Below are 20,429 nucleotides of genomic sequence, written 5' to 3'. Positions count from 1 at the left end.
CGGTTTATCCCTCGCTATCGGCAGTTCGTTCCAGCTTAATCGCTATTTCCAGACTCTTCCAGCTTTTGTAAACATGACGGTGGAACCATCTCGAGGGTAGTGGTTTCCCGAATTTGTGGGTGGCGAGTATCCTTCCGGTTAGCCAGTCCAGATTAAAGCCCTTCCACTCCGGCGTAACGGTATAGCGCAGGTTAAACGATACCGCCGGCCGCACTTCGTTCAGGAAGATGGCCTGTAGCTCGGACAGCGAGTACTCGGATTGAGCGCAGATTTTGGCGATGCCCGGGATTTCGTAGTCCGGATCTACATCCATCCAAAGCATTTGCATCGCATCCCATATCGGCTGTCTGGCGGTAATATCTTGGTTGGGGGGTAGCATGGCGGATTTGGTTATTTATTATTTTCGTTGCAAGGAAAACGGTTTTTCTACCCAATAAAATAATGCGGTTGCCGGCAATAAAGTCAAAACAAAGCTGGGCAAGATCAAAATCCAGAATATCAAGTCGCCTCCGTGGCTGGCCGGTAAGATTTTCGGTAAGGCCATAAATAATGCTTTTAAGCACAAGCCGTGGATTAAGTAATACGAGTAGCTCATATTGCCTAGCCACCTGAGATAGGCTGGTGAAAATAAGCGATTGGTAAAGCCTTGAGCGAATGGCGTTATGTCCGGCATGCGATATTTCAAAGGTGTCGCGTATCCAGTTTTATTAAAAGTTGCTTTCTTAAATAGCCGCCAATCGAAATCTGACCGAAATGCGAAAAATTGAATGCGATTTGGTTTTCAGCGCGACTTGCCGTCGCGGCATCCGGCCGATTGTAATAGCCGATAGGATTATGACCAAACTTTACCGCGCTAAGAAAATCCAATTGGCACGTGGATGTGCGGAAAATTGCCAAATGCCCCGGCTTGCGGCAGTAATGCAAAATCGCTTGGATTGGCTAGGCCCCGGGTCTAGACTTATAAAATTGCTAAACAACTCAGGATGGTCACAGTGACTAGTTCAAAGCAAACGCCTTTGTACGATTTACATCTGCAATTGGGCGCCAAGATGACCACGTTTGCCGGCTATCAAATGCCGGTGCAGTATAAAAACGGCATTATTCGCGAGCATTTACACTGCCGCAGTCGGACCGGTTTTTTCGATATTTCGCACATGGGCCAGTGCAGAGTATCAGGCGAACACGCAGCAGAGGCCTTGGAAAAACTCACGCCCGGCGGCATCGTCGATTTAAAGCTGGGCGGGCAGAAATACACGGTGTTGACCAATGCCGGAGGCGGAGTGATCGACGACATTATCGTTACCCGCATCGAAACGGGCTTATCCCTGATCGTCAATGCCGGATGCAAGGACAAGGATTTTGCCTATCTGCGCAGCCAGTTACCACTGGATTGCCAGTTCGAGGAGTTAAACGATTTAGCCTTGTTTGCGTTGCAAGGACCGGGCGCGGCGGCGGTGATGGTCAAGTTTGCGGCGGAGGCTGGCGGACTAAGATTCATGCAGGCTTGTGCGGCCGAGATTGCCGGGACCGCATGCCTTATCAGCCGTAGCGGCTACAGTGGCGAAGACGGTTTTGAGATTTCCCTGCCGCAAGCCGAAGCGGAACGCATCGCGCGTTTGCTGTTGGCGGAAGACGGTGTCGAACCGATAGGCCTGGGGGCGCGGGATACCTTGCGGCTGGAAGCCGGCCTTTGTCTTTACGGTCATGAACTCAACGAGACGATTACGCCGATAGAGGCGGGCTTGCAATGGATATTCAAAAAAGGCCACAGCGATTTTCCCGGCGCGGAAAAAATTATGGCGCAACGGCAAGATGGCGCGAAGCGAGTGCGCGTCGGTTTGCTGGTTGACGGCAGAATTCCAGTACGGGAAGGCTGCGAGATAGTTCATCAAGATCAACAAGTCGGCACTGTGACCAGCGGTAGTTTTTCCCCCAGTCTGAATCGTCCGGTGGCGATGGCGTTGCTGGATCGCCGGTTTGCTGGACTCGGCACGAAATTAGCCGCTATGGTGCGGAACTCGCCGATCAGCGTCACGGTCAGTCCGTTACCTTTCGTTCCCCACCGCTACTTGAGAAAATAAGCCCATGCCTGCCAAACGCCCTCGTCTCGACCAACTGGAAATGCGCGGTAATTTTATTCAGCGCCATATCGGTCCCAACCCGCAACAGACTCGGGAAATGTTGGCCGAGTTGGGCTTGAACGACCTGGAAGATATTGTCGGCCAAGTCATTCCGGCCAATATTCTGAATCACGAACCGCTGAAACTTACCGGCACCATCAGTGAACGCGCGGTGATCAAATACCTGCGCAAGATGCGCGAGCGTAACAAGGTACTGGTGTCGATGATAGGCATGGGTTACTACGACACCATTATGCCGGCGGTGATCAAACGTAACGTGCTGGAAAATCCCGGCTGGTATACCGCCTACACGCCCTATCAAGCCGAAGTCGGGCAGGGGCGGCTGGAGGCTTTGCTGAATTTTCAACAAATGGTCATCGATCTGACCGGCATGGAAATCGCCAACGCTTCGCTGTTGGACGAGGCGACCGCGGCGGCGGAAGCCATGACCATGTCACGGCGCCTAGCCAAAAGCCTCTCCAACACAGTATTGATTGATAAAGACTGCCATCCGCAAACCATCGCGGTGGTGCAAACTCGGGCCGGTTCCTTGGGCTATGAAGTGGTGGTCGCCGATCCGTTCTATAATCTAGCGCAACACGATTTCTTCGCCTTGATTCTGCAATACCCCGGTTCCAGCGGCGAAATCCGTGATCTAACCGAGGCGACCGCGATTGCCCATGACAAGCAAGCACTGGTCACGGTAGCCGCCGATTTGCTGAGTTTGGTGTTACTAAAACCGCCTGCTGCTTTCGATGCCGACATCGCTGTGGGTAGCGCCCAGCGTTTTGGGGTGCCGATGGGTTACGGCGGTCCGCATGCGGCTTTTTTTGCCACCCGCGACGAGTTTAAGCGTTCGATGCCGGGCCGCTTGATCGGCGTTTCCAAGGATAGTCACGGCCAAATCGCCTTGCGGATGGCCTTGCAGACCCGCGAGCAGCACATTCGCCGCGACAAGGCCACCAGCAATATCTGTACTTCGCAGGTGTTGTTGGCGGTGATCGCCGGTTTTTACGCGATTTATCATGGGGCAGAAGGCCTGCGGATGATTGCCGGCAGGGTGCATCGCTACGCACAGATTCTGGCTGCGGGTCTGGCGCAAAGCGGCCATCAAGTGCTGAGTCGGTGCTATTTCGATACCGTCGTGGTCAGCCTGCCGAATCGCGCCCGCCGCATCGCCGCACAGGCGGTTGATGTGAATATCAATCTGCGGATTATCGATGCCGACACCTTGGGTATTTCCCTGGACGAAACCACCACCCGCGAGCATTTACGAACCCTGTGGCAGGTGTTTGCCTCGCCCATCGCCGAGTTGCCGGATATTGGCGCGCTGGATGCGACGCTGAACGAATGCATACCGGATGCGCTGTTGCGCGACGATGCGATCCTGCAAAATCCGGTGTTTAGTCTGTATCACTCGGAAACCGAGATGATGCGCTACATGCGCCGGCTGGCGCGGCGCGATATTGCTTTGGATAGGGCGATGATCCCGCTAGGCTCATGCACGATGAAACTGAACGCCGCCACCGAAATGCAGGCGATCTCGTTCTACGAATTCAATTCCATGCATCCGTTCGTGCCGTTGTATCAGGCGCAAGGTTATCAGCAATTATTCGCGGAGCTGGAAGACATGCTCTGCGATTTAACCGGCTTCGATGCGTTTTCCCTGCAACCCAATGCCGGCTCGCAAGGCGAATATACCGGTCTGCTGGTGATTCGCAAATATCATCAGGTTAACGGCCAGGGGCAACGCAATATTTGCCTGATTCCGGCGTCCGCGCACGGCACCAATCCGGCCAGCGCAGCCTTGGCCGGCTTGACCGTGGTGGTGGTGGCTTGCGACGAACAAGGCAATGTCAGTGTCGACGATTTGCGCGCCAAAGCCGAGCAGTATCGGGACACGCTGGCGGCGCTGATGATTACTTACCCGTCCACCCACGGCGTTTACGAACAAGCCTTCCGCGAGATCTGCGACATCGTTCATCAACATGGCGGCCAAGTGTATATGGACGGCGCCAATTTCAATGCCTTGGTCGGTATCAGCCGGCCCGGCAAGATCGGCGCGGACGTCGCGCATTTGAATTTGCATAAGACTTTTTGCATCCCGCACGGCGGCGGCGGTCCCGGAGTCGGGCCTATAGGTGTGGGCGCGCATCTGGCGCCCTACTTGCCGGATCATCCGTTGGTGGAAGGTGTTAACCCGGCCAAGGGCGAACACGGCACGGTCGGCACCGTATCGGCGGCGCCATGGGGCTCGGCCAGCATCTTGACGATTTCCTGGGCTTATATTGCGATGATGGGCGCGACCGGTCTGCGTCGAGCCACCTTGGCGGCGATCATGAACGCCAATTACATCGCCCGCCGGCTGGCGCCGCATTACCCGGTTCTGTACACCGATGCCAACGGCTGGGTGGCGCACGAATGCATCATCGATTGCCATCAGTTCCGCAAATCCGCCAATGTCACGGTCGAAGACATTGCCAAACGTTTGATCGATTACGGTTTCCACGCCCCGACCGTGTCGTTTCCGGTGGCCGACACTTTGATGATAGAACCGACCGAAAGCGAGAATAAAACCGAGATCGACCGTTTCTGCGCAGCTTTGATTGCGATTCGTGAGGAGATTAAAGAGATCGAAGACGGCCTGGCCGACACCCATAACAACGTACTGCACAATGCGCCGCACACGCATCGGCTGCTGTTGGAGGAATGGACGCTGCCGTATTCCCGGCAAAAAGCTTTCTTCCCGGACAGCCATCAGCACGACGATAAATATTGGCCGCCAGTAGGGCGTATCGATAACGTTTATGGCGACCGCAACATCATGTGCAGTTGCCCGACCGATTGGGCCGAGCCCATTGAGGGGATCTCCTGAACGCCTGCCCGCAAGCCTTAGCCTTTGTCGATCTGGAAACCACCGGCGCTTCAGCCACCAAAGACCGTATCACTGAAATCGGCATCGTCTTAGTCGACGAAGACGGGGTGCGCGAATGGAATCAGTTAGTGCATCCGCAAATCCGCATTCCGCTGTTTATCGAACAATTGACCGGCATCAGCAACGAGATGGTCGCCGAGGCACCCAGCTTTGCGCAAGTAGCCGGCGAAGTGGCGGAATTGCTGGAAGGGCGCTTGTTTATCGCTCACAACGCCCGCTTCGATTACGGCTTTTTGAAGAACGAGTTTAGCCGGGTGGGCATGACATTTCGGCCGCAAGTGCTATGCACCGTCAAACTGTCGCGGGCTTTGTATCCGCACTTCCACCGGCATAACCTGGACAGCCTGATCGAACGCCACGGTTTGCGGGCCAAAGACCGGCACCGGGCGTTGGCCGACGCGCAATTGATTCATCAATTTTGGACCCAGGCCTACGAACAATTTTCCGACGAAACAGTCGATGCTGCCGTGCAGCGCTTGGTGGGTCGCTCCAGCCTGCCGTCCAATATCGATCCCTTACTGATTCACGATTTACCGGAAGCGCCTGGTGTGTACCTGTTTTACGGTGAAAACGACTTACCGTTGTACATTGGTAAAAGCGTGAATATTCGTAACCGGGTATTGGCGCATTTCGGTGCCGATCATAAGAACAATAAGGAAATGAGTCTGGCCCAGCAACTGCGGCGCATCGACTGGATCGAAACCGCCGGCGAGTTGGGTGCGCTATTGCTGGAAGCGCGCTTGATCAAGGAAAAAACACCGGTCCACAATCAGCGCCTGCGCCGCAAAAACGCCCTGTGCGCCTGGCAGTTGCAACAACAGGGCGAACAGCTGAAGCCGGTACTTAGCTGGGCCGGCGAATTGGATTTCGGCGCCCAGGACAATCTCTACGGCTTGTACCACAGCCAACGCGACGCCCAAAAAGCCTTGCGCGGCGTCGCCGAACAGCACGGCCTGTGTCTGAGCGTCTTGAGTCTGGAGAAAACCGCCGCCGGCCGGCCGTGTTTTGCGCATCAATTGAAAAAATGCCGGGGTGCTTGCGTGGGCAAAGAGCAGCCTTTGGCACATGCCGCGCGGCTGATGATCGCGATGCAAAAACTCAAGCTAGCCGTCTGGCCTTATCCGGGGGCGATTGGCGTGCGCGAAGGCGAGGAATTGCATGTGATCGACCGCTGGTGTTACTTGGGTACGGCCAAAAACGAAGTGGAGATCGCAGAACTGTTGCAGGCCGGCGTTCCGGCGTTTGATCGGGATACTTACATGTTGCTTAGCAAGTCGTTGCAAAAGGTTGATGTTGTGGTGTTGCCGCGAACATTGGAAATGGCTGGTTGATGACTAAATTCCTCTGTTAACACTTTCCTAATTGAAAGGCAGCTAAAAAATAGGATTCTGTTGTGACTATTTTTTTACTAATGGTGTTTATCGGAATTGGGCTTGCTGTGTTTGGGTGGCGGTCTTTATTGGTATCCATAATTGCTATGTTTTTTATTGTTCAAATATTACTTTTTTTTGACATAGGACGCGGGGGGCCCGGAGGGGCAGCAGGAATCGGCGCCATTATTATTGTTTTTGCCGTTGGTTTAGTTCTAGGCACTATCATTCGCGCAATGATAGTTGGGCTGACCAAATTAAAAAAATAACTTGCAAGACGAAACGAGCCAGGGCCGTAGGGTGGATAAGCGAAGCGCCATCCACCAAATTGGCATAATCTTTAGCAATGCCAAAGTATCGAAGCACGTGTAGGGCAATAGTGTGATGTGCCGAATGTTAATCGATTCCTTATGACGTATTATGGTTTCGTCTATTGGCGTCATTCCTATTACAACTTAAGGCCTTCCACACCCTGATCTTGCGCATTATTCCGGCCTGTTGCCGCGTCCCGTCTCCGTTTTGGTCTATAAAATAACGGCGGCCGGATATAAACCAAAGCCGCTGGCGTATAAAACTATCCGGGGGGCATCTCCCAGGCGTCCGGCGGTGTCTTCGGCTGTTTTCGCCGCACTCTCGAACCTATTGGCCATGCCTTCCTGGTTGGCGAAGGTGCGTTCGGGATATTGGGATACGCCTTCCTGGGATTTTTACATGCCGCCGGGACTGTTTAATATGCCTTCGCGGTCACCGGTAAACCGAGCGGACGCTTTGGAAGTCTGTGCAAAATGAATGGCTATGTTTGGCCGAGTTTATTTTTTACAGATTCACCGTTGGGAACGTTTTTGGTGAGACGTAATGTTTGGGATGGAAAGGCATGACAGAGACGCAAGGTCTTGCGTCTCCGCGGAATCCAGCGTTCTAGCAGGGAAATGCGTTTTTCAAGTGGCGCTTGTAGAAGCGGCTTTTGGAGCGGGCGTTTAGAAACTGGTTGTACAGCTGTTCCGGTACGTGGCAGAAATCTTGGGCCGGCTGATCCTTGAATGTGACTCGCATTTTGTGGGTTTGTTCGTCGTAGCCGACGACATCAATGGTGCTGGATTTGATGGCTTGCATTTGCATGGTGACCTCCCAGAGGATGCCTCTAAACAGTGCGGGTGAGGCATGGCAAAATGGAAATAGTTCCCGGCAGGCGCTGGCGGCGTTGCTTGCGAATAGTATCTGTTCGCCGGTCTGACAGCTGCCGCCGAGTAACAGCAACTTACCGTAATTTCTTTTTTCGACTGGATTTTTAAGGAGGATGACAATGCAAACCCTGTTAATCACTGGCGCCAATCGCGGCCTGGGTCTTGAGTTTTGCCGGCAGTACGCAGCGGCCGGCGATCAGGTGATTGCCGCTTGTCGGCGGCCGGGCCAAGCCGAACAACTGCAAGCGCTAGCCGGCCGCTATGCCAATATCGAAATTCAAACCTTGGATGTCGCCGATTTGAGCCAAATCGACGCGTTGGCCCAAAAGCTGGTGGGTCGCAAAATCGATGTGTTGCTGAACAATGCCGGCGTTTACGGCGATCAAGCCGGGCGCGGCTTCGGGCAACTGGATTACCAAACCTGGGCCGGCGTATTGGCGGTCAATGTGATGGCCCCGTTGAAGTTGGCGGAAGCTTTCTTGCCGCAGGTGCAGCGCAGCGACAAGCGCTTGATCGTGGCCTTGAGCAGTTTGATGGGCAGTATGACCGACAATACCAGCGGCGGAAGCATTCTGTATCGTTCGAGTAAAGCCGGCCTGAATGCGGCGCTGAAAAGCCTGTCCATCGATTTGCGGCCTGCAGCGGTCGGGGTGTTGATTTTACACCCGGGTTGGGTCCGCACCGATATGGGCGGACCGAACGGTTTGATCGATGTTCAGGAAAGCGTATCCGGTATGCGCAATGTGATCGACAAGTTTAACTTGGCCGATACCGGCCGGTTTGTTAAGTACGACGGCTCGGCGTTGCCTTGGTAAACCATTGACAGGTATACGTTTGTCGCATTTTTGATTGATCCCGCCTAAGTTTCCGCGCACTGATTGCTCAGGGTAGATAGTGCGCGCTTAAACTGCATTTTGCTTCCCTCTGGCACTATCTATTACTAGCGACATAAGTAGCGATTCGAAACTTTATTGCTTGCGAAAAAATTTCGATTCGCTATTATTAAGACGCGCCGGGAAGAAGTTTGTTTATACCGGTTGCTCAAGTGCGGCGTCTAAGAATCGCATCGAATAAATTGCAACGACACAAGAGGAGGGGTTTATGCAGACTCCCAATAAGTTACTGCTGGAAAACAAAGCCTGGTCGGAAGCCATAACCGGTAAACAGCCCGATTATTTTGTGAATATGGCCAAGGAGCAGCATCCGGAGTTTCTATGGATAGGCTGCTCCGACAGCCGCGTGCCGGTCGATACTATCGTCCACGCCCAACCCGGCGAAATATTCGTGCATCGCAACATAGCCAATCAGGTGATCACCACCGATTTCAACGGCCTTAGCGTGCTGCAATATGCGATTAACGCGTTGAAAGTGAAACATGTGATTGTCTGCGGCCATTACGGCTGCGGCGGAGTGGAAGCTGCCTTGCGTCCGCAGCGTGCTGACCTGGCCATCGCCAACAAGTGGTTGACGCACATCAAGGAAATTTATCGTTTGCATCAAGCGGAACTGGATGATTTACAGCCCGAAAACAAAGTCGACAGATTGATCGAATGGAATGTGATCGAACAAGTACAGCGTCTGGCGCACACCTCCGTCGTGCAATCGGCCTGGATGTCCGGCCAAAAAATCAGTCTGCGCGGCTGGGTATACGGTTTGCACGACGGCTTACTGAATGAACTGATACACATCGACGACACGGCGCCGATTCACGACATCTACCAATACGCCCATTAAGGCTCCCAGTTATCCGCATGGAGACCGTCTATGAAAAATCAATTTAGTTTCTACTTGAAACATTTTCGTCAGGATATTTCGGCCAGCATTGTGGTGTTCCTGGTGGCCCTGCCTTTGTGTCTGGGGGTGGCCTTGGCTTCCGGCGCGCCCTTGTTTGCCGGGGTAATCGCCGGCATGCTGGGCGGTATCGTCGTGGCTTGGTGCAGCGGCTCTCAGCTTAGTGTATCTGGACCGGCCGCCGGCCTGACAGTGATCGTGTTCAACGCCATCGAAACCCTGGGCAATTTCAAGGCATTTTTATTAAGCCTGATGTTTGCCGGGATTCTTCAAATAATCTTCGGCTGCATTAGGGCAGGGGTCATCGCCGCGTTTTTCCCAACCGCAGTGATCAAAGGCATGTTGGCCGCTATCGGCATGATCCTGATTATCAAACAAACCCCGCATGCTACCGGTTACGATGAAGGCTACGCGGCCGATGAGAGTTATATGCCGGAAACCGCCGGGTCCAGCTTTATTGAGTTTACCCAGTCCTTGCACGGCATTTCGCCGGGAGCGACTCTGGTGGCTTGCGTGGCCTTGTTGATCCTTATTTTTTGGGAAAGCGCTTTCATCAAACAATTTAACGCATTGCGGATGATTCCAGGACCACTATTGGCGGTGATTTGGGGGGTAGCTTTCAATAACTGGGCATTGGCCGCCGCGCCGGAATGGTCGATTGGTGTCAAGTATCTGGTGTCATTACCGGAGCTTGGTTCTACCAGTAATTTCGTCAACCAGTTGCGCTTGCCCGATTTCAGTTACCTAGGCAATCCCAAGATTTATAGTATTGCGTTGACCCTGGCCATCATCGCCAGCCTGGAGACCTTGTTAAGCGTCGAAGCGGTGGATAAGCTGGATCCGCATAAACGCGTTTCGCCCACCAATCGCGAGTTGAAAGCCCAAGGCCTGGGCAATCTGCTTAGCGGCTTGATGGGCGGCTTGCCGATCACGGCCGTGATTGTGCGCAGTTCGGCTAACATCAATGCCGGCGGTCAAACCCGCTTGTCCTGCTTTTTCCACGGGGTGCTGTTGCTGATCAGCGTACTGTTTTTCGCCCATATTCTAAACATGATTCCATTGGCCTGTCTGGCGGCGATTTTGTTGCAAACCGGTTATAAATTGGCCAAACCGGCCATGTTTTTTGAGTTCTATAAAAAAGGCCTGAATCAGTTTGTGCCCTTCGTGATCACGGTGTTCTCCATTCTATTTACCGATTTGTTGGAAGGCATTGCGATAGGCATGGCATGCGGCATTTTTTTTGTATTGCGGGCCAACTTTCATGCCGCTATCACCCTTACCCAGCATGGGTCCAACTATTTGCTGAGGCTGCACAAGGATGTGTCTTTTTTAAATAAAGCCTTGCTGCGCAATTATCTGGGCAGTATTGCCGACGATAGCGAATTGATTATCGACGGCGGTAAAGCCCTGTTTATCGACCTAGATATTTTGGAGACACTGAGCGATTTCCTGCAAGCGGCGCCGGAACGGAATATCGATGTGGAACTGCATGGATTCAATCTGGGTTTGCCTGGTGTGACATATCAAGAGCTGATGCCTCCCAAGCTGGTGGGCGCCGCCAGTCTAGCCTGATGGTTGGCCCGCCGGATTGAGATGCCGGGTTTGCGGAATAGGATCTGCAAACCCCTCATCCGCAATTAACGTGCGGCCTTCTCGGTCTGAATGGCTTTCGGATTGGGAGTGGCCGCGTTCCATCTTTGATGCGCTTGGCGATATGCCGGCAGCTGCAGCAGGCTATTGCTAGGCGCTCTCGCAGTCCACCCAAATGGTTCGGGAAATGTAATAGTCAATTTAGATGAAGCTCTAAAAAATCGATAAACACCCGGGTCTTGGTCGGCATCAGACGCCGTCCGGGGAATACCAACCAAGCCGTGGTTTGCGGTAAACACCATTCCGGTAGCACCCGCACCAGTTCATTGTTCGGCACGGAAATGCTGGCGTAAGAGTCCGGCGCGGCGACGATGCCTTGATGTTGCGTAGCCAGCTTCACCAATAATTCCGGTGAGTTCGCTTTGATTCTTACCGGGGGCTTGCCCAGCCATTGTTGGTCGCCCCGGCTAAGCCGCCATTCCGATGCTTCGCGATTGCCGGCCAGCAAGCTCAGGGTATCGTGTTGCAATAATTCTTCGGGGCGCTGCGGCGTGCCGTGTTTTGCCAGATAAAGCGGCGAGGCGTAAAGTCCCCAGGTTTGCAGATTCAGGCGTTTGGCCGTCAAGGTCGCATCGTCCGGTAATGCGCCCATGCGGATCGCCAAATCGAAACTCTCGCTAAGCAAATCCACTCGCCGCGCGGACAAATCGATTTCCAACTCAATGGCCGGGTAAGTGTCGCTGAATTTCGCCAGCAGCGGCGCCAGAAACAGACTGGCAAAGTCGTTGGGCATCGAGATGCGCAATACGCCGCTGGGCTGGATTTGCCGGTGTTGCGCCAACGCCATCGCCGCTTCGATTTCCTCGCTGACCTGCCGGCCGTGTTGCAGCAGGCGCAAACCGAATTCGGTCAGATTCAGTTGGCGGGTGGTGCGTTGTAACAAGCGCTCGCCCAGCTGTTTTTCCAGATTGCTGATGCGCCGCGACAGGGTCGATTTGGGCAAGCCCAGTAATTCCCCTGCTTTGGAAAAGCTGCCGGCATCGGCGATTTTGGCGAATAGCCACAAGTCGTTGGGTTCAATCTGCATTATTGTTCCTCCAGTGGAACAATGTTATCCATTTTCCGGTCTTCTGCCCAATATTATCCAGGCGTATAGTCGTCCCAACTTCAAAAACAAGTGGGAGACTAAAATGAACATTCTGCAAATTAATTCCAGTATCCGTGCCGAAAGCGCTTATTCCAGCCGTCTGGCCGATAGCTTGGTCGCCGGTTTACGTCAGCAAGCGCCCGCTGCGCAATTGGTAGTGCGCGATTTGGCCAAAACTCCGCATCCATTTTTGGATGAAGCCGCCTTGATTGCATTGAATACGCCAGCCGAGCAGCGCAGCCCGGCGCAAGCCCAACGGGTGGCGCTGGACGACGCCTTGATTGCCGAAATTCAACAAGCCGACGTCCTGGTGTTGACCGCGCCGATGTATAACTTTGGGATTCCGGCACAATTGAAAGCTTGGATAGACGCTATCGCTCGGGCCAAGGTAACGTTTCAATATACCGAAAACGGCCTGGAAGGCTTGCTGAAGAACAAGCAGGTTTATGTGATCCAAACCGCCGGCGGTAAACACAGCGGCACCGAGAGCGATAGCCAAAGTGCATATTTGCGTACCGTCTTGGGATTTTTAGGCATGACCGATGTCACGTTCATATATGCGGAAGGATTGGCGATGGGCGGCGACGCCGAACAACTGGCTCTGCAAGCCGCCGCAACTCAGATTGCCGCGTTGGCGGCTTAGACGTCTATCTTAAATGGGAGATTAGCCATGAATACAGCAACTTTTAAAACCGATAGGGTGCAACGTTCGCGCGTTATCGAACAACTTGTGCTTGGCCAGGCAACCTCGGACGGTGCCGGCGTGAAATTGACCCGCGTACTGGGCCAAGCCTTGCAACAACGGCTCGATCCGTTTTTGATGCTGGATGCCTTCGGCAGCGATAAACCTAACGATTACATCGCCGGCTTTCCGAACCATCCGCACCGCGGTTTCGAAACCTTGACTTATTTGATCGCCGGACGGATGCGGCATAGCGATAACGCCGGCCATCAAGGTTTGCTGGAAACCGGCGGCATCCAATGGATGACGGCCGGGCGCGGGATTATCCATTCGGAAATTCCCGAGCAAAAAGACGGCTTGCTGGAAGGCTTTCAATTGTGGATCAATCTGTCGGCTGCCAACAAAATGCAGCCCGCGGGTTATAAAGATGTGCAAAGCGAGCAGATTCCTGAATTGGTCACGGCGGACGGCGTCAAGGTACGGGTGATTGCCGGCAGCAGCCATGGCGTAGAGGGCGCAATTCAGCGGCCGGATACCGAACCATTGTTTCTCGACGTGCATGTGCCGGCCGGCCTTAGTTTTAGTCAGGCACTGCCGGTGGGTCATAATGTGTTTTTCTATGTGTATCGCGGCGAGGTGGCGGTGGCAGAGCGGACGGTATCCGCGCAACGCATGGCGATTCTGCGAAACGATGCGGCCGCGGATGGCGTAATTTTGCAAGCTAAGCAAGATAGCCGCTTGATCTTGGTGGCCGGCGCGCCGCTACGCGAGCCGATAGCGCAGCATGGCCCGTTCGTGATGAATAGCCGAGAGCAGATCGAACAGGCGGTCGAGGATTATCACGCGGGTCGTTTTGCGGCGGGTATTTAGAGGAGCGGGTCACTGCGGGAGTAAATAAGCGATGAAGTTAGAGCAACAGGTTTCGCAGGCCGATTTGCCGTGCATGCCGGTCTTATTCGTCGGCCACGGTAGCCCGCTGAATGCGATTGAAGGTAGCGAATTTAGCCGGGCCTGGGCAGAGTTGGGACAAAGTCTGCCCAGGCCCAAGGCCGTTTTATGTATCTCGGCGCATTGGCAAACCCTGGGTACATGGATAACCGCGATGCCGCAGCCACGGACGATCCACGACTTTTACGGTTTTCCGCAAGCCTTGTTCGATTTTGCGTATCCGGCGTCCGGCTGTCCGGCATTGGCGGCAAAGATTCAAACGGCGATGCCGCTAATCCAGCTGGACCGGGGGTGGGGCTTGGACCACGGCAGTTGGTCGGTTTTGTGCCATATGTTCCCGAACGCCGACATTCCGGTTTTGCAACTTAGTTTGGATCGCGGTCTCTCCCCTCGGCAACATTACCAATTGGGTCAAGCGCTGCGCTGGTTGCGAGCCGAGGGCGTGTTGATTGTCGGCAGCGGCAATATCGTGCATAACTTGCAGGCGGTGATTTGGCGCGATACTGCGCACGATTGGGCCGTGGCGTTTGCCGAAAGGGTTAAACAGTTGATCGCCGAGCCGGATCACCAAGCGCTAGTAAGATACCCGGAGATAGCCGGCTCGACCTTGGCCATACCTACGGACGAACATTTTCTGCCCTTGCTGTACATCCTCGGATTGCAGGACGAAACCGAAGAAGCGAAGTTCTGGACCGACAAAACCACGCTAGGAGCTATTTCCATGCTGTCCGTTCAGTTTGGATAGTGGGCGAAACGCGCAAAAACTGGCGTTTACACCTGATTGCCGCCAAGCCGGTCATTATTTATTTGCTGTCTGCTTTGACGGCGAACTCATTAATCAGGCTGGTAAATTGCTGCAACTGCGCATCGATTTTGCCGTTGAACGAATCGGGTGGAAATTGACCTAGCGCGTCGGCAGTGCCCACTTCCATATCGCTCAATAATCCCAAGGCTTCATCGACGCGGCTGACCGGGTAAATGTGAAACTGCGCGGCTTGCGCGGCGTGTACCACGTCCCAACGCAACATCAGATGCGGAATATTGCTGGCCGGAATGATCACACCCTGCGTACCAGTCAGGCCGCGGGCCGAACATATATCGAAAAAGCCTTCGATCTTTTCGTTGACGCCGCCGATGGGCTGTACTTGGCCCAGCTGATTTACCGAACCGGTCATCGCCAAGTCCTGGCGTAGGGGCACTTGCGCTAGCGATGACAGAATCGCGCATAGCTCCGCCAGCGATGCGCTGTCGCCTTCCACATGACCGTAGGATTGTTCGAATACCAGACTGGCGGCCAGCGAAAACGGACTGGTGCGGGCATAGCGGGCGGCGATGAAGCTGGATAAAATCAGCACGCCCTTGGAATGAATGGCACCGCCCAGTTCGGTTTCCCGTTCGATGTCCACCACTTTGCCGTTACCCATCCGGGTAGTGGCGGTGATCCGCGACGGTTGGCCGAAACTGAATTCGCCCAGCTGCAGTACCGACAGGCCGTTGATTTGCCCGGCCACTTTGCCTTGGGTATCGATCATCACCGTGCCGCGCTGAATCGCTGCGTACAGCCGCTCGCGCAGCTTGTCCAGCCTATGGGTTTTTTCGTCGATGGCTTGCTGCACATCGCTGTTGGCAATCACTGTATGGCCATTTTCGCCGGCCCAGTAATCGGCTTCGGTCAACAAATCCTTGATGCTACGCAGATGGGTCAACAGTTTTTCCGCGTCGTCGGCCATTCGCGCGCTGTGCTCGATAATCCTGGCCACGGCTTGTTGGCTGAGCGGCCGCAATTTTTCGCGGCGGGCAATCGTGGCCAGCAGACGGGCATATTCCAGGCTGTTGTGCTCGCGGTCGACGTGGCCGGCAAAGTCGGCGGCAACTTTGAAGAAGTCCTGAAACTCCGGGTCGTAAAAGCTCAACAGATAATACAACATCGGATCGCCGAGTAGGATGAGCTTGACCTCCAGCGGAATAGGCTCAGGCTCCAGCGATGAGGTACTGATCAGGCTCAAGGCCCGTTCCAGCGACTCGATGCGGATTTCGCCGGCTTGCAAGGTGCGTTTCAGGGTTTCCCATGCATAGGGTTGCAACAGCACTTTGCGGGCATCGAGAATCAAATAACCGCCGTTGGCTTTATGAAAAGCGCCGGGTTTGATCATCGTAAAATCAGTGACCAGCGAACCCATCTGTGCCTGATGATCGATGCGGCCCAGCAGATTGCCGAAATTGGGCAAATCCTCGCAAATCACCGGCGCCGAACGTCGGTGATTTAAATCCACCATCAGATTGACTCGATAGCGTTTTAACGGATTGGGGTCTTGCGGCAATTCCATGAAGGACAACACCTTGTCGCTGTGCGGAATAAAGTCGCGAACATGATCGATGATGTCTTGTTGCACCGCGCTCAGGTAATCCAGCACTGCCTGATGCTTGGCGTATTTGTCTTTTAGCTCGTCTATCGAGTGATGCACCGCCAGTTCCGCGACTTCCCGGTTCAGGGCTTGCAGCTTGCGCTTGGTTTCCTTACGCCATTGCGGAAATTTTTTGATCGCATCCTGTACCCGTTCCTGCAAAGCCAGCACCGTATCGTGAAATTTGTGCTGGCGGTCTTTATCCAGCTTATTGAATTGTTCCGGCGTCAGTGCTTCGTTATCGTCGTCGGCCGGCAAGAATGCGTAACCGTTGGGGGTTTCGGTGAAAATGATGTGCGCTTGCTCGGCTTCTTCGCGCAAACTGTTCAGCACTTCCACTTCGCGCTGGCGCGATTCGTTTTCCAGCTCGCCGGCGCGGGAGCGGTATTCGTCGCCGTCGAACGCGGCCGGAATACCGACGCTGAGTTCGTCGATCAATTCGGCCATGTCTTCCTGAAACACCTTGCCTTCGCCGGGTTCCAGCCGAATCGCCTTGGGTTTGGCCGGTTGTGTGAAATTATGCACATAGCACCAATCGGCAGGTACCGGCCGGCGGCCGGCTTCGTGCTCGGCGAGCTGTTTCACGATCGTCAGTTTGCCGGTTCCATCCGGGGCCATCGCGAAAATGTTGTAACCGCTTTTGTCGATGCGCAAGCCAAACTTGATCGCGGCTATTGCCCGATCCTGTCCCAGTACGCTATCGACATCGTCCAACTCGTCGGTGGTCTTAAACGTCAACTCTTCAAGCTTGCATGGTGTATATAACTGCGCCGGCGTTAGCGGTTTGATTTTCATGGCTTTACATCCCTGTCCGTAAAAGACGCGGAGTTTGTTTTTATTAGATCGCTTTGTTTAAGCTTTGGGTCTTGTCGACTAGGTTTCGGTCGGGCCGCAGGCATGTTGCAGGATAAGCAAAACCAGGTCAAATTGTGTAGCATTTTGTTGATTGTTTGTGAATTGGCAACTGCCATCGGCTCATATTCGGCGTCGGCATTGGCCGGCATCGGCTTTAGGGAATAGAATTCGCGGTTTAATCGTGTGTTGGGTGTCAGCGATTGGCCACCTACCAGACTCAGAGCGGCCCATTATCAAACTATGTCGAAGGAACTCATTCAGCGCAAATCGTCACACAGTCACTTTGGCGGCGGAACGGCGGCGGCAGGTATAGGCCCGCAGGAATATGCGGTCGGCTGGCCTGACTATGAGCTGCTCGATGCCGGTGACGGCAAGAAACTGGAGCGCTGGGGCGAGGTTGTGACGATACGTCCGGAGATTCAAGCCCATTTCAAGCCGAGTTGGACTTGGTCGGATTGGCAGGCTAGGGCGGACTGGGAGTTCGAAGAACTTTCGTCTACCCAAGGCACTTGGAAAAACTTGAAGCTACAGGCGCCGGATCATTGGCAGATTGCCTACGAGCAATTGAAATTCGGTTTGAAGCTAACCAAATTTAAACACGTGGGTTTGTTTCCGGAGCAGCAAGCCAATTGGCGGTTTATCGCCGAGCGGGTGAAACCCGGCGATAAGGTATTAAACCTGTTTGCCTACACCGGCGCGGCGTCTTTGATTGCTCGGGCGCATGGCGCGGAGGTGGTGCATGTGGATTCGGTCAAGCAAATGCTGGATTGGGCCAACGACAACCAGGCACGTAGCGCGCTGACCGACATCAAATGGGTGCTGGAGGACGCGTTGAAGTTTGCCAAACGCGAATTGAAACGCGGCAACCGCTACGATGGCATCATCATGGACCCGCCGGCCTGGGGCTTGGGCGCGAAGGGCGAAAAATGGAAACTGGAAAATCATCTGGCCGAGTTGATCGATACGGCACGCGGTTTGATGCATCCGGGTGCGTTTTTGATCCTGAACACCTATTCGCCGAAAGTAGAGTCCGCAGATTTGGCCCATGCCGCCGAATCCTGCTTTGCTAAAAACCAAATCGAAATAAAGCAACTTTGGATGCAGAGCAAAACCGGCAAGGCCCTGTTTTACGGCAATTTGCTGCGGGCGACGGGTTAGGGCGTCGCTGATTGTCATCGCCAATAGCTGGGCGTTACCTTGCTATCAAGTTAGCTGTTTCTACGGATAAAAAACGGTCGAGTGGCAAATATCCCGTCGGCAAAACGCTTGCCCTGCCAAGCCAAACTGCGTTTCAACACAAAATCGAAGCGGAACGGGTGGTATTCCTGTAGCGCCAGTAACGGTTCCACGGCGTCTTCCGCCAGCAGGCCGGCATTGGCAAAAGCCTCGGGCGAGATCAGCGGCAAAATCCCGGTCAAGGGGTAATCCGAGCCGTATAACAAGCGGCTATGCCAGGCTGTTTCCGTTAGTAAGGTTTTGATCACGCCCAAATCGCGATTGCGCAGTGTGATCGCGGAAATATCCGCAAACAGCCGATCCTGCCACTGTTTATCGGCCATCAACTTGGCGAACAAATCAAAACTTCTGACTTCCCGGCCGTCTTCGTCCACATCGGTACCCAAGGTCGCGCAATGGGCGATCACGATACGTACGCCGGCATCCAGCGCCCGCCTTAATCTTAGCGGATTGCCGAATAAAGGTTGGTCGGTACCATGTAATGCGTTCTCTTCGCCGCCGTGGGTGATGATCGGTATATTCAATTGCGCAGCCGCTTTATAAAACCGGTCGCATTGCGGCGAAGCGGGGTCTATGCCCATCGCCGGCGGTAGCCATTTCACCGCCCGAGCGCCGTTCAAGGCGGCTTGTTCCAGTACCTTGACGCAATCCTGGCGGTAGGGATGGATGCTTGCCACCCATTCGAAGCGTTCCGGATAGGTTTGAGCCAAGCTTTGAGCGTATTCGTTGGGCACAAAAAATGCCGTATTGGCATGATCCGGGTCGCCGCTGGCGCCATGCGCACGGTCGAAGGCATACAGCATGGCCTTGGCGCCCTTCGGTGTGGTGTCCATCAATGCCCTCAAACGTTTTACAAAAGCAATATCTTGGTCGGAATCGGGGATGCAAGCGGCATTGGCGTAAGCCCAATGTTGCAGGGTTTGCACCGGGTGCCGTAGCGGCGCGTGCATATCCGGCGTTTGCGTAATGCCGCTACCGCCGTCGCCGGAGCCGACGATATGCGTATGGCAATCCCACCAGTCGGCCGGATTGATGCCTTGCCAGGCCGCGGTTTCCAGGGCCGATTGCGGTGTCCCGGCCGGATCGAGACATTGATTGTTCAGCCGAAACAGCGCCGTCGCCGGTGTGCTGGCGGACGCCAAGCCGGCTGCGGCCAGTTTTAGAAAGAGGCGGCGGGAGTGACTAGCGATGGCGATTGAATTGCTAACGGAAAATGATTTCATGGCGGTAGAGATAACTTGAAGCGTTTTGTAAAGAATAGACACTCCTTTGGCAAATAAAACAAGGACAGTGGCACAAGTTGCCAAACACTAAAGAAATACTTTATTTTGCAGGGTTTAGGCCCTTAAAAGTAAATCCCGAAATAAGGTGTGATTAGCGAAAATACGCGAATGAATAGCCGCCCACGCTTTCAGCGGATTCTGTCTATACTTGCCGGAACATAGCATTATCCCTAGATAAATGCCTTTCTATAACTAAAGACGCGAAGGTGTCTGTCCGCCAATATCTCTCAATGAAACATCTAGAGCCATTACCCAAATCCGCCTCGCAATCGCTGGGAAAACCAAAGCCCGCCGTTTCCTCGAGTATGTCGAAATTCAAGCTTTTTATGGCGGGAATGTTGTTGGTCGCTGGTCTGGGTTACGGGATGACAGCTATATGGGGTACGGTGTCGAGCGATAGTGTCTCCAAGGCAGAGCAAGCGACGCTGGTAGCGGAATTTGCCAAGCTTAAGTCTATTGATGTTGAACCTGTCTCTGTTCAGGATACCGATACCGCTCTAGATTCGATGCAACTCCAGCCTCCTCAACGCCAACAGTTGCAAACTGCGTTGTTGAATCGAAGCACGCCATTAGCAACCGCTATGCCAAGGTCACAAGTTAGCGAGACCGGTTTGGTCTGGATCACGCTATGGGATTTTGCCGCGGCTGATGGCGACGTTGTACATGTCTCGTCAGCCGGATTCGAAATGGATATTGTCCTCCAAAAAAGTCAGACTCGCATCGCCGTGCCTGTTGACTCGTCGAAAACTGTCAAGATCAGCGGTGTGCATGATGGGGGCGGAGGAATTACGTTAGGTGTGAAAAATGGTGCAGGCATGGTTTCCTTGCCGGTATTGCAAACTGCTCAAACCCTGACAGTGCCCGTGTCGTTTTAATTTGATTG

Annotated in this window: 18 protein-coding genes; 12 read left to right on the top strand and 6 right to left on the bottom strand. The window is 54.0% G+C overall.

Annotation, left to right across the window (positions count from 1 at the left end):
• Positions 1–4 precede the first annotated feature (4 nt).
• Together ACH50O_RS12860 and ACH50O_RS12855 are read right to left on the bottom strand one after the other, a co-directional pair.
• Entirely contained in the window at positions 5–379 is a 375-nt protein-coding gene (locus ACH50O_RS12860) for a DUF7079 family protein (RefSeq protein WP_446808191.1), read from the bottom strand.
• An 18-nt stretch (positions 380–397) separates the two neighbouring features.
• A complete protein-coding gene (locus ACH50O_RS12855; protein WP_446808190.1) occupies positions 398–673 on the bottom strand; it encodes a hypothetical protein in 276 nt (91 codons plus the stop codon).
• Between the two features lie 310 nt (positions 674–983).
• On the opposite strand from ACH50O_RS12855, the gene gcvT reads away from it, so the two are divergent.
• The 4 genes from gcvT to ACH50O_RS12835 all read left to right on the top strand — a co-directional run bounded on the left by gcvT (position 984) and on the right by ACH50O_RS12835 (position 6,694).
• Positions 984–2,081: a glycine cleavage system aminomethyltransferase GcvT gene (gene gcvT / locus ACH50O_RS12850; protein ID WP_446808189.1), complete on the top strand. Its 1,098-nt coding sequence runs from the start codon at positions 984–986 to the stop codon at positions 2,079–2,081.
• Positions 2,082–2,085: 4 nt separating this feature from the next.
• Positions 2,086–4,995 carry an aminomethyl-transferring glycine dehydrogenase gene (gene gcvP / locus ACH50O_RS12845; RefSeq protein ID WP_446808188.1) on the top strand — a complete coding sequence of 970 codons (2,910 nt, stop codon included), beginning with the start codon at positions 2,086–2,088 and terminating at the stop codon, positions 4,993–4,995.
• On the top strand, positions 4,992–6,386 hold the full coding sequence (locus ACH50O_RS12840) for an exonuclease domain-containing protein (RefSeq protein ID WP_446812143.1): 1,395 nt from the start codon (positions 4,992–4,994) through the stop codon (positions 6,384–6,386). Before gcvP ends, ACH50O_RS12840 begins: the two co-directional genes overlap by 4 nt.
• Before the next feature lie 62 nt (positions 6,387–6,448).
• Positions 6,449–6,694: a hypothetical protein gene (locus tag ACH50O_RS12835; protein WP_446808187.1), complete on the top strand. Its 246-nt coding sequence runs from the start codon at positions 6,449–6,451 to the stop codon at positions 6,692–6,694.
• 649 nt (positions 6,695–7,343) lie between these two features.
• Here ACH50O_RS12835 and ACH50O_RS12830 read toward each other — a convergent pair.
• Positions 7,344–7,682: a KTSC domain-containing protein gene (locus tag ACH50O_RS12830; protein WP_446808186.1), complete on the bottom strand. Its 339-nt coding sequence runs from the start codon at positions 7,680–7,682 to the stop codon at positions 7,344–7,346.
• Positions 7,683–7,728: 46 nt separating this feature from the next.
• Between ACH50O_RS12830 and ACH50O_RS12825 the strand changes: the two genes are divergently transcribed.
• The 3 genes from ACH50O_RS12825 to ACH50O_RS12815 all read left to right on the top strand — a co-directional run bounded on the left by ACH50O_RS12825 (position 7,729) and on the right by ACH50O_RS12815 (position 10,972).
• The gene (locus ACH50O_RS12825; protein ID WP_446808185.1) at positions 7,729–8,424 is read left to right on the top strand and encodes an SDR family oxidoreductase; all 696 of its coding nucleotides are present in this window, start codon (positions 7,729–7,731) and stop codon (positions 8,422–8,424) included.
• Between the two features lie 286 nt (positions 8,425–8,710).
• On the top strand, positions 8,711–9,343 hold the full coding sequence (locus tag ACH50O_RS12820) for a carbonic anhydrase (protein ID WP_446808184.1): 633 nt from the start codon (positions 8,711–8,713) through the stop codon (positions 9,341–9,343).
• Between the two features lie 30 nt (positions 9,344–9,373).
• The gene (locus ACH50O_RS12815; RefSeq protein ID WP_446808183.1) at positions 9,374–10,972 is read left to right on the top strand and encodes a SulP family inorganic anion transporter; all 1,599 of its coding nucleotides are present in this window, start codon (positions 9,374–9,376) and stop codon (positions 10,970–10,972) included.
• Between the two features lie 214 nt (positions 10,973–11,186).
• On the opposite strand, the gene ACH50O_RS12810 is transcribed toward ACH50O_RS12815, so the two are convergent.
• Positions 11,187–12,077 carry a LysR substrate-binding domain-containing protein gene (locus tag ACH50O_RS12810; RefSeq protein ID WP_446808182.1) on the bottom strand — a complete coding sequence of 297 codons (891 nt, stop codon included), beginning with the start codon at positions 12,075–12,077 and terminating at the stop codon, positions 11,187–11,189.
• 103 nt (positions 12,078–12,180) lie between these two features.
• Between ACH50O_RS12810 and ACH50O_RS12805 the strand changes: the two genes are divergently transcribed.
• From ACH50O_RS12805 to ygiD, 3 genes are read left to right on the top strand one after another with little or no spacing between them, the layout of a single operon-like run.
• Positions 12,181–12,780, top strand: coding sequence for an FMN-dependent NADH-azoreductase (locus ACH50O_RS12805; RefSeq protein WP_446808181.1), 600 nt, complete (start codon positions 12,181–12,183; stop codon positions 12,778–12,780).
• Positions 12,781–12,807: 27 nt separating this feature from the next.
• Positions 12,808–13,689, top strand: coding sequence for a pirin family protein (locus ACH50O_RS12800; protein ID WP_446808180.1), 882 nt, complete (start codon positions 12,808–12,810; stop codon positions 13,687–13,689).
• Positions 13,690–13,720: 31 nt separating this feature from the next.
• On the top strand, positions 13,721–14,512 hold the full coding sequence (ygiD, locus tag ACH50O_RS12795) for a 4,5-DOPA dioxygenase extradiol (RefSeq protein ID WP_446808179.1): 792 nt from the start codon (positions 13,721–13,723) through the stop codon (positions 14,510–14,512).
• A 58-nt stretch (positions 14,513–14,570) separates the two neighbouring features.
• Here ygiD and ACH50O_RS12790 read toward each other — a convergent pair whose 3' ends face one another.
• Complete coding sequence (locus tag ACH50O_RS12790; protein WP_446808178.1) at positions 14,571–16,967, bottom strand: Lon protease family protein; 2,397 nt, start codon at positions 16,965–16,967, stop codon at positions 14,571–14,573.
• 300 nt (positions 16,968–17,267) lie between these two features.
• Between ACH50O_RS12790 and ACH50O_RS12785 the strand changes: the two genes are divergently transcribed.
• The gene (locus tag ACH50O_RS12785) at positions 17,268–18,185 is read left to right on the top strand and encodes a class I SAM-dependent methyltransferase (RefSeq protein ID WP_446808177.1); all 918 of its coding nucleotides are present in this window, start codon (positions 17,268–17,270) and stop codon (positions 18,183–18,185) included.
• Between the two features lie 50 nt (positions 18,186–18,235).
• Here ACH50O_RS12785 and ACH50O_RS12780 read toward each other — a convergent pair whose 3' ends face one another.
• The gene (locus ACH50O_RS12780) at positions 18,236–19,486 is read right to left on the bottom strand and encodes an amidohydrolase family protein (RefSeq protein ID WP_446808176.1); all 1,251 of its coding nucleotides are present in this window, start codon (positions 19,484–19,486) and stop codon (positions 18,236–18,238) included.
• Between the two features lie 290 nt (positions 19,487–19,776).
• Here ACH50O_RS12780 and ACH50O_RS12775 point away from each other — a divergent pair, with 290 nt between their 5' ends.
• Positions 19,777–20,421 (top strand): hypothetical protein, encoded by a 645-nt coding sequence (locus ACH50O_RS12775; RefSeq protein ID WP_446808175.1) that lies wholly within the window; start codon positions 19,777–19,779, stop codon positions 20,419–20,421.
• Positions 20,422–20,429 lie beyond the last annotated feature (8 nt).

It is taken from the genome of Methylomonas sp. 2BW1-5-20, from assembly GCF_052474515.1.
The sequence above is the reverse complement of the archived record's forward strand: the minus strand, read 5'-3'. Positions and strand labels throughout refer to the sequence as shown.